We start from the raw sequence: 12111 nt of genomic DNA, 5'->3' as shown, positions 1-12111 counted from the left end.
GATAGTCCATTATTATATTTTGGAATTAAATTCTTTACTCAGGCCGCCATAATCATTTATTAATTTAAACGATATAGCGCCATTTTTCATTGGACCAGGAAGCGTAAAGTTTGCGCTAGAGTTTGGTGCAACATATGATGCTGATTTGATCGCGCTACCATTGAGCTTAATCTCTCCAAAGTTCATATAAAATGGAGATGGATTTTTTACACTTAATTGATTCCCACTGATATTCCATTGCAGATTTTCAGCAAAACTTTCAGGCTCTATACCTTTTAATTTTTGGGGTCGGTAAATCAATTTCATTTTACTTTTAACAACAACCTGTAACACATTACTGGACGTTTCCGATGATGAAGGTATTGCTTTTACATTGAAATAAAACATTGATTCCTGATTTTCAGGCAAGGAACTTTCTGTATAGACAATCCGCATCATGCTTTTCTTGCCAGCATTCAGTCGATACAGGGGCGGTGTGACAATAAAAGGCACTTCCTTTGTGACATTCTCTACATTATCCACCCAGGTCTGAATCAAATAAGGATGATTGTCAGGATTGGATACAGTAATGGACGCATCTTTTTTTGTCGCATCATAAATGATACGAGTACCGCCTATAACAACCCCAGCATGAGCAGAGGAAGCCAGGAAATAGCCACCTAAAATAGCTATGATAGAGATAATTGAACGATTCATAATGATATCTTATATAATATTATAAATAGCACGTGAAAATTACTCCACGTGCTAATTAGTCAATACTCCACCAATTAGTTGTAGTTAAGAGTAAATTGAACACTGGAGTTTGCCGGACCGGCAGTAACAGCTGCGGCCACCTGCTTATAACGAGCATACATCGGCATGGTAAGCTCAGTTTTACCCGCCTCTAAAGCGTATGAATCGCTATCGGCAAACAGTGGAACGGCGTTTTTACTCTTATCTAACAGCTCAATCGCAATGCCTGTTGCAACGCCGTCTTCCTCGGTAAGAGCAAGAACACTATTATCGCCAGCGTACGCAGTACCATCAAACTTAACGGTAATGCCATTTATACCAGTTGCAGGACAGTCCTTCACTTTTAAGTCAAACTCAGTCGCTGAAGCGTATGTACCCGTTCCGGTAAAAACAGTTTTACTCACTTTACCGAGATCAACATTCATTGTGTTATTTGCGCCGATATCAACCGTACAGGCTGTACCAATAATTTCACCGGTGAAATTAACAGTACCATCGTTGTTAGCCTGGGCTGTTGACATCCCCATAACAACAGACATACTCATAACCGCAACTGCAAAAAACTTATTACTCATTTTTAAATCCTTCTATCCTTAGACGCATGTCTTTTATTAACCTTTTAAAACCACTTTGCTGAGCCCAGAAGGTTAGCTGGAGTAATATTAATTCTATGTGGCTCTAATCCGAATAGTAAATGTGTCCTAATTAGTATGCCCACTCCTATATAGGACTTCATTAATTAGTTATTCGTATGCTAAAAAGACTAATCGCAATAAAATTATATCATTGAACAATTCATCTGTAGTCGTTGCGCCGAGCTACAATCCGCACCACCAGGGGCAATCCCCCCTCGTTAGCGAGGCTTTTTGTCTCTAAGCAACCAATACTTAAGTCATACTAACGTATAAATGTGATGTATTAATTTTTATTTGCAAAGTCTTTGGATATAGGCAGAAAATGCGATTTCGTCACTTCAAAGCGGTCATTTAGTAAGCTTTTTTTATTGTGAGTAACAATGGCTGTTGCATGTCATTATTTTCAGAAAACTGAAACTGTCCGAAAAATGGTGTGGAAAAAATAGAGGAGTCAGTTATCATTGTCAGGTCTGCTTTTTCTCATTTCAGAGAATCTATCTCTACAATACATATAGACAGGGCGTTATAGATAATAGTGTCGCCAGCGGACACTCCTTCAGGAAATTAGTCTGACTTTTATTATCAATGAGTTGGATAGTTGGGACATGAAGTTCAGCCAGAAAAGCATCTTATTGGTATGATATTCACGCAGAATCTTGAATGTCATAATCTGAATTTACGTATAATTATTACATTAATCCTGTTTGATTTTGAGTTAGTGCAGAACAAAATATAACTTTATATGCGTCCAGATAATCTGGATGGGTCATTATTCTTTTTATTGCGTTTTCCCCATGATTGATCTTTTGATTACGATTTTCACCCGACATTACTCTATAGCTCAAGATGGTATAAAAACGCCACAAAGAAAAGTAATATTAATATCGTCATCACTCAGCGATTTATTATAACCCCCGATCTGCAAAACCAGTCGTTATTGCGCTGTCAGCGTATAGCGCTCGCGCAGGATTTGGCCGGGAATTCAAAAAATGCATGGAACTAAAGCGGGTTTGTTTACAGGCTTATCAGAGAGTATGGATGTCTTTGACAGCAAAGAACATTTGCAGAAATGGCGTGAAATCCAGCAAACAAATAACGTGTTGCAACGACCAGAAATCTACCGTAGCCAGAAAAGAAAAAAGCCCCGCTTTTCAGCGAGGCCTTATGAATAGTGGTGCCCGGACTCGGAATCGAACCAAGGACACGGGGATTTTCAATCCCCTGCTCTACCGACTGAGCTATCCGGGCAACGGGGCGCATTAAACCGTAATCATGCACGACAGTCAACCTAATTTAGGGAAAAGCTGTTCAACTGCTTAAGTTTGCGGCAATCTGTGCGTTTCTGCGTTCAGTTTGCACAAATCTTCCAGACAGATGCGTTCTGAACAGGCAATGCTGGCAGCGAGAGGAGGGCAGTATGGCAAACGACTGGCTTGAGCTGCGACAACATGCCGATACCGGTATTGAGACAATCAAAGCCCATTTTGAAGGGCATGCATTTGACCCGCACTGGCACGATAGCTTTCTGGTCGGTATTACCCTTTCCGGTACGCAGCAATTTCACTGTCGGCGTGAGCGTCACCACAGCCAACCAGGTGATGCTTTTTTGCTGGAGCCGGGTGAGATTCATGATGGCGATGCGCCGGTGGCCGGTGGGTTTACCTATCTCACCTTTTATCTGGATGAGCAGTGGCTGACAAAAACGTTGCAGGGCCTTTATGACACCACGCCGGACAGCTATTCCCTGCATTTCAGCCGGACGTTGTCGCGTGAGCCGCAGCTGGTGCGCGCCATTGGCGAAACGTTTAACGCCTTGCATACCGAAGAGCTGCGTATTGTGCAACAAAGTACGATGGATCATCTTCTTTCACAGCTCACCACCCATTGCCACTGGCGAAAGCGCCTCCCTTCGCAGATACAGAGCGCGGCGATCGCCCATCGCGCCCGGGATTATCTGCATGCGCATATGGGTGACAACATTGGCCTTTCCGATCTGGCGCGTGAGACCGGAACGGATCGTTTTACGCTGACGCGCAGCTTTAAACGCGAGTTTCACCTCGCTCCACACGCATGGTTGATTCAGCTACGGCTGGCAAAGGCACGTCAGATGCTGGCGAAGGGCGCGCTGCCGGTTAATGTCGCAGCAGCGTTGGGATTTGCCGATCAAAGCCATCTGGGGCGCTGGTTCCAGCGTGCGTATCGTATTTCGCCTGCGCATTACCGTCGCTTGTGCACATACCTTCCAGACGTTTACAGGAAATAGCGTCACAGTCAGAAGCTCAACTAAAAAGGAGTCTGCCTGTGAGTATCGCGCCGTTTTTGCTGTTTGCGTTTGTCGCCTCTATCACCCCCGGTCCCACCAATATCCTCATCCTGGCGAACAGTCAGCATCATGGCGTGAAAGCGACACTACCTGCGTTGGTCAGCGGTTGTGTGGCGGCGAGCATGATTGTGTTGATTTCTGGGGCCGGGGCTGGGGAGATATTGCATCAACATCCGCTGGTGCGGCAGGTGATGAGCTGGGCAGGCGTAGCGTGGCTAAGCTGGATGAGCTGGCAGTTATTCAGCGCTCCGGCTACGAATCTGTCCGGAAAACCATCTCATCGCTTTACCGCGCGCGCCGCGGCGCTGCTGCAGATAGTAAACCCGAAAACGTGGATGATGGCGTTGGCGGTGGTGAGTCTGTTTGCGCCGACCGGGAGTCACGCACTGCGCGATATTGCATTGATGGCGCTGTGGTTTTTGCTCATCTCTATCGGATGTTTACTGTGTTGGGCGTGGCTGGGAAAGGCGGTAAACCGAGTGTTTCGCACCACCGTGGCGATGGTGCGTTTTCAGCGTGTGATGGCGTTGTGTTTGTTGATCTCTGCGTGGGTGGGAGTGTTTGCTTAGGTCAGCGCCCCGCCCTGGCGGCACTGGGCAAAGCGCAGAATGTCTTCTGCCAGACGATGCGCAGTCTCCACATCCGCATGGCTGCGATTGACCAGCATACGGCTCAGACAGCCTTCCAGCACCAGTTCCATCTGTTTAGCCACCATTGCCGGATCGTCAATCTCCAGCGTGGTCAGCAGTTCGTGAGTGAAATCGTGCGCCGCGCTTTTTTGCTGATCTGCCAGTTGATGAATGGGGTGCGACGGATCGGGATAAAACGTACAGGCGGCGATAAACAGGCAGCCCGGGTAACGATTGTTACTCACGCACTCTGCCAGCGCCGTGTAGCGGGCCAGCAGCTTTTGCTCGGCACTCAGGGTGTCATCCAGCAATAGCTGGCGACGCCAGATATCCACCTGTTGGCTGAGATAGCGCAGCGCGTCATACAGAATGGCCTCTTTGTCCGGCCAGAAACGCTGCATTTCATCGAGCGGATAATCTACGCGCTCGGCCACCATCTCCAGTGTGGTGTTCGCAATCCCATGGATCTCGAGTAATTTTAGGGCTTCTCCCAGGACATCTTCACGTTGCACGGTCATTCCTCCGTCTTTACCTCTGAAAGTGTCGCTCACGGTTGGCGATCGCGCAAATGCGCACTAAACGTCGCCGCATCCATAAAGCCCGTCACCCGTGCCTGCGGGTGTTCCTGACCTTGCGTATCGAAGAACAGGATGGTTGGCAGTCCTAATACCTGCAAATGCTTCAACAGCGCCACATCCTGTGCGTTATTGGCGGTGACGTTAGCCTGTAACAGTACCGTATCGCCCAGCGCCTGTTTTACCTGTGGATGGCTGAAGGTGTACTTTTCAAACTCTTTACAGGCGACGCACCAGTCGGCGTACAGGTCCAGCATCACCGGTTTGCCTTTCGCCTCGGCCAGCGCCTGTTTGAGTTCCTCAACGCTTGCCACCGGTTTGAAGTCCAGATGTGCCTGTGTCTGGGTCACCGTCGTGCCAAACGCCCAGTCCTGGAGCGGACGCACGCTGACCAGCGCCGCCGCCAGCAGGATTATCTGCACGATGCGCATCCAGCTACGCGTTGCTTGCAGGCTGGTAATGAACGCCCAGCCAAAGAAGGCCACGCCCAACAGCGACCACAGGCGTAAGCCCCACGTATCGCCGATGATGCGCTCCAGCAAAAAGACCGGCAGCGCGAGAATAACAAAGCCAAACGCCGTTTTGACCTGCGCCATCCACGGGCCGCTTTTCGGCAGCAGACGGTTACCAAAGACGGTGACCAGCATCAGCGGCAGCCCCATCCCTAGTGCATAGAGATACAGCGTACCGCCGCCGAGCCACAGATTCCCGCTCTGAGCGATATACAACAAAATGGCGCTCAGCGGTGCGGTGGTACACGGCGAACAAATCAGCCCGGCAATCGCGCCCATCACAAACACGCCACCCGCAGAACCGCCTTGCTGACGGTTACTCATCAGCGTGAGGCGCGTTTGCAGCGACGATGGCAGTTGCAGGGTGAACAGGCCGAACATCGACAGGGCGAGCAGGGTAAAGACCACTGCCAGGCCGATTAAGACATACGGATGCTGAAGAGCCGCCTGGAACTGCAATCCGGCGGCGGCCACCACCAGCCCCAGCGCGGTATAGGTCAGCGCCATCCCCTGTACGTAGATGAATGTCAGCAGCAGTGCGCGTCCGGTGGAAAGACGCTGTTTACCGCCCAGTACGATGCCGGAAATCAGTGGATACATCGGCAGTACGCAGGGGGTAAAAGCGATGCCAATACCGATCAGCAGCGCCCACAGGGCGGAGAAGGGGAGCTGGGCTGGCGCTTGCTCCGGCTGCGGCGGTTGCTGTATTGCTGCTGGCGCCACTGGTTTCGGCTTCGCGCTGGCGGTCACTTCACTTAGCGGCACGGTTTTGCTTTCCGGCGGATAACAGAAACCCGCATCGGCACAGCCCTGATACGTGACCGTTAGCGTGGCGCCAGACTGCGCCTGGTTGACGGTAACCGGAATGGTGAGCGTATTGCGATAGATTTCGCTTTTCCCGTAGAACTCATCTTCATGCCAGACGCCCGCTGGCAGCGTCACTTCCGCGATTTCCGCCCGTGCAGGGGTAATACTGATCTGCTTGCGATACAGGTAATACCCGTCTTTCACCTGCCAGGTGAGATTAAGATCGTGTTGGTTTTGCTGAAAGTCAAAGGCAAAGGCCTGGTCAGCAGGGACAAAATTCGAGCGACCCGGCGCGTCGAAAAGTCCGGCAAAAGTCGATGTGCTGCAAAAAAGCAGGATCAGCGTAAGGATGCGTTGAGCCATGAGAGGTAATCACTGTCTCCGTGGGTAACGGGTAAAACCAGAAGCTCGGGCGTTTGATACGGGTGATGAGACTTCAGGCAATCGAGTAAGGCGTCCTGGTGTGCCACCGAGGTTTTTAAGATCATCTGGACTTCGTATTCCTGCTCCAGTTTTCCTTCCCAGTAATACAGCGAGGTGGCACCGGGAATAATCGTGGCGCAGGCCGCCAGTTTTTCTGCCAGCACTTTGGCCGCCAGATCCTGGGCGGTGGCTTCATCCGGCGCGGTACAGAGTACAACAACGGCATCGGAGAGGGCGATATCCTGACGACTCACATCATGCATAAACACCTCGAATGAACAGAATGACCGGCAAAAGAGTGGTCACTATACAACGGACGAGGGAAGGATGTTAGATAAAGGGGAGGGAAATGCGGGGCGTGAACACGCCCCGCAGGTAACACTTACAGCATGAAACTGCCCAGCAGGAAGCCGAAGCAAACCGCCAGTAACACACCCAGCGTACCAGGGATGAAGAACGGGTGGTTAAAGACAAATTTACCGATACGCGTTGTCCCGGTGTCATCCATCTGTACCGCCGCAACCAGCGTTGGGTAAGTAGGCAGAATGAACAGACCAGAAACCGCAGCGAAAGACGCAACGGCAGTCAGCGGAGAAACGTTCAGCGCCAGCGCCATCGGCATCAGTGCTTTAGCGGTTGCTGCCTGAGAGTACAGCAGTGCAGAAGCAAAGAAGAAGATGACAGCCAGCAGCCACGGATGGCCCTGAATCACTTCACCTGCAGTGTCTTTGATCCAGTCAATGTTGTGAGACACGAACGTGTCACCCAGCCATGCAACGCCCAGAATACAAATACAGGCGCTCATACCGGCTTTGAAGGTGCTGGAGTTGAGGATGGCGTCGGTTTCCACTTTGCACATGATCGTGGTCAGCGTCGCGACGCTCAGCATGATGATCAGGATAGCGTTGGTGGTGTTCATCAGCGGTTTCTCAACCAGACCGAGGCTCGGGCTGTTGATGATCGCATAAACCACTACGCACACTACGCCCAGCAGGAACAGCCAGACGGAGTTCTTCGCCATAGGTTTGATTTCGATCTGCTTCTCACCGCGCAGCTCAATCAAACCCTCTTCCAGACGTTTACGGTATACCGGATCGTCAGAGAGCCTGGAGTTGAACAGCATGGTCACGAGGAAGGACATTACCAGCACCGCCAGCAGCGTGGACGGAATGACCACAGACAGCAGGTGGATGTAGCTAATGCCATGGCCTTCCATGACCGAAGACATGTAGACGACCGCAGCAGAGATAGGCGATGCAGTGATCGCTATCTGAGCGGAAACCACCGCGGTGGAGAGCGGACGGCAAGGCTTGATGCCCTGTTCCTTCGCCACTTCAGCGATAACCGGCAGCGTTGCCAGGGAGATGTTCCCGGTGCCTGCAAAAATAGTCAGGAAATAGGTCACGATCGGTGCAAGGATCGTGATGTATTTCGGATTCCGACGCAGCAGTTTTTCTGTCTGGTTAACCAGATAGTCCAGACCGCCCGCAACCTGCATCGCGGAGATAGCAGCGATAACCGCCATGATGATGGAAATCACATCGAACGGAATGTTACCCGGTTTCACGCCGATAGCGGCAAGAACCAGAACACCCAGTCCACCTGCAAATCCAATCCCGATGCCCCCAAGTCTGGCGCCCAAAAAGATTGCCAGCAAAACAATGATAAGTTCGACAACTATCATATTAGCCTTCCTTGTTGTTTAACAAGTTGATATTAAATTGTTGTTATTTAGTAACTTCTTATAAGAAAAAAGGCACGTCATCTGACGTGCCCTCCATGGTACTACCCTGTACGATTACTGTTCGTTTTCATCAGTATAGCGTTTTGCTTTATAAGCCGGGTGCATCAGGTTCTGTGCGGAGAAAATATCGTCCAGCTCAGCTTCAGTCAACAGACCGCGCTCCAGCACCACTTCACGTACGCTCTTACCGGTTTCGGCACAAATCTTACCGACGATGTCGCCGTTGTGGTGGCCGATGAACGGGTTGAGGTAGGTGACGATGCCGATAGAGTTGTAGACATACCCTTCGCACACTTCTTTGTTAGCGGTAATACCGTTAACACATTTCTCCAGCAGGTTGTAGCAGGCGTTGCTCAGGATGTGAATCGATTCAAACATCGCCTGACCAATCACTGGCTCCATCACGTTCAGCTGCAGCTGACCGGCTTCAGACGCCATGGTGACGGTGATGTCGTTACCGATGACTTTGAAGCACACCTGGTTGACGACTTCCGGTACAACCGGGTTCACTTTCGCTGGCATGATAGAAGAGCCCGCCTGCAGTTCCGGCAGGTTGATCTCATTCAGGCCGGCACGTGGGCCAGAGGAGAGCAAGCGCAGGTCGTTACAGATTTTGGACATCTTCACCGCCAGGCGTTTCAGCGCGCCGTGTACCATCACGTAAGCGCCGCAGTCAGAGGTCGCTTCGATCAGGTCTTCAGCAGGAACGCAGGCAAAGCCAGTGACTTCCGCCAGTTTCTGTACTGCCAGCGGAGAGTACTCTTTCGGGGTATTCAGACCGGTACCGATAGCCGTTGCGCCGAGGTTAACCTCCAGCAGCAGTTCAGCGGTACGCTCGATGTTTTTCACTTCTTCTTTCAGCAGTACGCTGAAAGCACGGAATTCCTGACCCAGGGTCATCGGAACTGCATCCTGCAACTGGGTACGACCCATTTTCAGGATGTCCTGGAATTCGACAGCTTTACGCTCAAAGCCTTCACGCAGTTGGTTGATAGCATCGACCAGTTTTACGATAGAAGCGTAAACGGCGATGCGGAAACCGGTTGGGTAGGCGTCGTTAGTAGACTGACATTTGTTCACGTGGTCGTTCGGGTTCAGGTACTGATATTCACCTTTCTGGTGACCCATCAGCTCCAGCCCGATATTGGCCAGCACTTCGTTGGTATTCATGTTGACGGAGGTGCCTGCACCGCCCTGGTAAACGTCTACCGGGAACTGGTCCATGCATTTGCCGTTATTCAGGACTTCATCACATGCAGCAATGATGGCGTTCGCTACACTTTTAGGGATGGTCTGCAACTCTTTGTTTGCCAGAGCAGCGGCCTTCTTAACCATTACCATGCCGCGCACAAATTCAGGGATATCACTGATTTTGTTGTTGCTGATGTAGAAGTTTTCAATCGCTCTCAGAGTGTGAACACCATAGTAGGCTTCGGCTGGAACTTCCCTGGTACCCAACAGATCTTCTTCGATACGAATGTTGTTTAACATGTGAACCTTCTTTATTTAAAGCTGCCAATGAATGCACTAAACACACAGAATATATGTGGTTTCGATTGTTTCTTGACCGACGATTATCCCCTACATCGGTCTGGTCAACGAGATCATATTCTGCTTCAGAAATTGTGCCGTAATCTGGATCACTTTAAGTGTGGTAAATTACTCCTTAATTATTATTTTGTGAAATAGGTCACCGCTTTAGGATTATCTCTAAAAATAAGTGTACAAATAGCTTGAAATTTTGCGAACTACCCCTACATCCGACTAATGCGAATCGCAACTATTTTCGGGCTGACGTGGGCATCACGGCGGTCGTTTGAGGAGAATCCTTTTGCGCTGGATACCGTTACTTGCAGTCTTTCTCTATGTTTATATTGAGATTTCTATCTTTATTCAGGTTGCCCATGTGATGGGTGTACTGATGACGCTCATACTGGTGATTTTCACCTCGGTCATCGGGATGTCGCTGGTACGCAACCAGGGATTTAAGAACTTTTTGCTGATGCAGCAGAAAATGGCGGCAGGAGAGAGCCCGGCTGAAGAGATGATCAAGAGTGTTTCGCTGATCATCGCGGGTCTGTTGCTGTTGTTGCCCGGCTTTTTCACCGACTTCCTCGGCCTTCTTCTTTTATTACCACCGGTGCAGAAGCATCTGACGATGAAGCTGATGCCGCATTTGCGTTTTTCCCGGATGCCGGATGGCGGCTTTAGCGCCGGAACCGGCGGTGGCGACACCTTTGACGGTGAGTTCCAGCGCAAAGATGAAGAACGTGACCGTATCGAACACAAGGATGATCGTCGCGACTGATTCCCGTAGGCCCGGTAAGCGTAAGCGCCACCGGGCATTTTCGTGGAACCGGCCTATAAGTGATGTTCAACCTTTTTTCGTTGTGGCAAAAACAGCCACAGTATCGCCAACATAATCAGCGCATACAGACTCTTCCAGCCGACCATTGCCAGTAACAGAAGGCATAGTAATCCGCCCACCATTGCCAGCGCGCGATACCGCCCTTTCAACAGGCGACACCCTGCCAGCATGCACAACAGATAGATCATGATAAAGATGCCGTTGGCATAGACGATGAGCGCATCGAGATTGATCTCTAACGCATAAATGCACAGCGTACTGACTACGCAGCAGCCCAGCACGGCATTGAGCGCGTTGCGTGGAATATGACGGGAGGAGAGGCGGGCCAGATAATGGTCCGGTTTATATTGCGCCTGTGACCACACCAGACGGGCAAAACTCTGAATATAAATATTGAGGCTGGCAAAGCAGGCCAGATAACCGATCACACAGGCTACCCACAGCGCCTGAACGCCAAACAATTGCACGACAATTTCCGGTAATGAGGCCGCCGCTGCCATCGTTTCGCCATAGGCATCAAAGTGCAGAACCACAACGGTGCAGGCCCAATAGACCGAACCGGCCAGCAGCAGACCCATCATCAGTGCGCGAGGGAAATCCCGTTCGGGGTCTTTGAATTCTGAGGCCAGATGGGCGAACGCTTCCAGACCGACGAAGCACCAGAACATCACCGACAGCGCGGAGAATAACCCCGACATTTCAATATCGGCTGGCGCAGGGAAAGGGATTTCTGCTGGTGTGAGATCGCCAGCCCACCAGATAGCGACAATCAGCGCCACGATCAGACCGGCAATCACCGTTTGCAGGTTTGCGCTGGAGCTCGCGCCGCGTGAACCGATAAACCACACCAGCGCCAGTGTACCCAGTTCGGCCAGCAATAGTTGCCAGCCGTGCCAGCCAAACATCGCCTGACCAAACCCGGCGGCAATGTGCAGCGCAGCAGGAAGACCCACGGGAATGACGGACAAAAACAGCCAGCCGGTGACCCGTTCAAGATGTGGGCCAAACGCCATGCCGACGAAATGTGCGACGCCGCCTGCGCTGGGGTAATGTCGGCCTAGCAGGGCAAACACAATCGCAACGGGAAACACCAGCACAATCAAAACTGGCCAGGCCCACAGGCTGTTGTTGCCTGCTACCAGTGCCGCCAGGGCCGGGACGGCAAACACGCCTGTTCCCAATAATGATGTCGACAACAGGCCAATACCCTGAGCCAATCCAAGCTCTTGTTTCAGTCCACTCATGAGTTGTTATCCGTTTGCGCCTGAATGCCAGGCCACTGCGCAGGTTTTCGATGTTATCACAATCAGATTTGCTTATGACGCCAGCGATTAAATAGGCGAGAAATGTGAGGTAAGTA

General features: G+C 50.8%; 11 protein-coding genes and 1 tRNA gene. 3 read left to right on the top strand and 9 right to left on the bottom strand.

Going from position 1 to position 12111, the window contains the following annotated elements:
- Positions 1-12: 12 nt before the first annotated feature.
- From HVX64_RS20670 to HVX64_RS20660, 3 genes are all read right to left on the bottom strand, one after another.
- Positions 13-696, bottom strand: coding sequence for a molecular chaperone (locus HVX64_RS20670; RefSeq protein WP_181825154.1), 684 nt, complete (start codon positions 694-696; stop codon positions 13-15).
- A gap of 74 nt (positions 697-770) precedes the next feature.
- Positions 771-1310 carry a fimbrial protein gene (locus tag HVX64_RS20665; protein ID WP_044257259.1) on the bottom strand — a complete coding sequence of 180 codons (540 nt, stop codon included), beginning with the start codon at positions 1308-1310 and terminating at the stop codon, positions 771-773.
- A gap of 1232 nt (positions 1311-2542) precedes the next feature.
- A tRNA-Phe gene (locus HVX64_RS20660) sits at positions 2543-2618 on the bottom strand.
- A gap of 169 nt (positions 2619-2787) precedes the next feature.
- Here HVX64_RS20660 and HVX64_RS20655 point away from each other — a divergent pair.
- Both HVX64_RS20655 and HVX64_RS20650 read left to right on the top strand, forming a co-directional pair.
- Positions 2788-3633, top strand: a complete 846-nt coding sequence (locus HVX64_RS20655; RefSeq protein ID WP_044257257.1) for an AraC family transcriptional regulator — start codon at positions 2788-2790, stop codon at positions 3631-3633.
- Between the two features lie 38 nt (positions 3634-3671).
- On the top strand, positions 3672-4262 hold the full coding sequence (locus HVX64_RS20650) for a LysE family translocator (RefSeq protein ID WP_044257255.1): 591 nt from the start codon (positions 3672-3674) through the stop codon (positions 4260-4262).
- Here HVX64_RS20650 and HVX64_RS20645 read toward each other — a convergent pair.
- From HVX64_RS20645 to aspA, 5 genes are all read right to left on the bottom strand, one after another.
- The gene (locus HVX64_RS20645; protein WP_043001810.1) at positions 4259-4834 is read right to left on the bottom strand and encodes a transcriptional regulator; all 576 of its coding nucleotides are present in this window, start codon (positions 4832-4834) and stop codon (positions 4259-4261) included. The two genes, HVX64_RS20650 and HVX64_RS20645, sit on opposite strands and share 4 nt — an antisense overlap.
- Positions 4835-4869: 35 nt before the next feature.
- Positions 4870-6579, bottom strand: a complete 1710-nt coding sequence (locus tag HVX64_RS20640; protein ID WP_042999155.1) for a protein-disulfide reductase DsbD — start codon at positions 6577-6579, stop codon at positions 4870-4872.
- Positions 6555-6902: a divalent cation tolerance protein CutA gene (gene cutA / locus HVX64_RS20635; RefSeq protein ID WP_044257253.1), complete on the bottom strand. Its 348-nt coding sequence runs from the start codon at positions 6900-6902 to the stop codon at positions 6555-6557. Before cutA ends, HVX64_RS20640 begins: the two co-directional genes overlap by 25 nt.
- Positions 6903-7021: 119 nt before the next feature.
- Positions 7022-8323, bottom strand: a complete 1302-nt coding sequence (dcuA, locus tag HVX64_RS20630) for an anaerobic C4-dicarboxylate transporter DcuA (protein ID WP_042999157.1) — start codon at positions 8321-8323, stop codon at positions 7022-7024.
- Between the two features lie 114 nt (positions 8324-8437).
- On the bottom strand, positions 8438-9874 hold the full coding sequence (aspA, locus tag HVX64_RS20625; RefSeq protein WP_042999158.1) for an aspartate ammonia-lyase: 1437 nt from the start codon (positions 9872-9874) through the stop codon (positions 8438-8440).
- Positions 9875-10214: 340 nt separating this feature from the next.
- Here aspA and HVX64_RS20620 point away from each other — a divergent pair, with 340 nt between their 5' ends.
- Positions 10215-10691 carry an FxsA family protein gene (locus tag HVX64_RS20620; RefSeq protein ID WP_181825153.1) on the top strand — a complete coding sequence of 159 codons (477 nt, stop codon included), beginning with the start codon at positions 10215-10217 and terminating at the stop codon, positions 10689-10691.
- Between the two features lie 53 nt (positions 10692-10744).
- Here the strand turns inward: HVX64_RS20620 and yjeH are convergent, their stop codons facing one another.
- Complete coding sequence (yjeH, locus tag HVX64_RS20615; RefSeq protein ID WP_042999160.1) at positions 10745-11995, bottom strand: L-methionine/branched-chain amino acid transporter; 1251 nt, start codon at positions 11993-11995, stop codon at positions 10745-10747.
- Positions 11996-12111: the final 116 nt, after the last annotated feature.

The sequence above is a fragment of the Citrobacter sp. RHB20-C16 genome, from assembly GCF_013890155.1.
Lineage (GTDB): Bacteria > Pseudomonadota > Gammaproteobacteria > Enterobacterales > Enterobacteriaceae > Citrobacter_A > Citrobacter_A amalonaticus.
Note: the sequence above shows the minus strand (reverse complement) of the source record. Positions and strands in the feature narration are given on the sequence as shown.

Bases quoted from the DNA above. Each gene is read 5' to 3' on its own strand.
- HVX64_RS20670 (WP_181825154.1), bottom strand. From the start codon at position 696: ATGAATCGTTCAATTATCTCTATCATAGCTATTTTAGGTGGCTATTTC.
- HVX64_RS20665 (WP_044257259.1), bottom strand. From the start codon at position 1,310: ATGAGTAATAAGTTTTTTGCAGTTGCGGTTATGAGTATGTCTGTTGTT.
- HVX64_RS20655 (WP_044257257.1), top strand. From the start codon at position 2,788: ATGGCAAACGACTGGCTTGAGCTGCGACAACATGCCGATACCGGTATT.
- HVX64_RS20640 (WP_042999155.1), bottom strand. From the start codon at position 6,579: ATGGCTCAACGCATCCTTACGCTGATCCTGCTTTTTTGCAGCACATCG.
- cutA (WP_044257253.1), bottom strand. From the start codon at position 6,902: ATGCATGATGTGAGTCGTCAGGATATCGCCCTCTCCGATGCCGTTGTT.
- dcuA (WP_042999157.1), bottom strand. From the start codon at position 8,323: ATGATAGTTGTCGAACTTATCATTGTTTTGCTGGCAATCTTTTTGGGC.
- aspA (WP_042999158.1), bottom strand. From the start codon at position 9,874: ATGTTAAACAACATTCGTATCGAAGAAGATCTGTTGGGTACCAGGGAA.
- yjeH (WP_042999160.1), bottom strand. From the start codon at position 11,995: ATGAGTGGACTGAAACAAGAGCTTGGATTGGCTCAGGGTATTGGCCTG.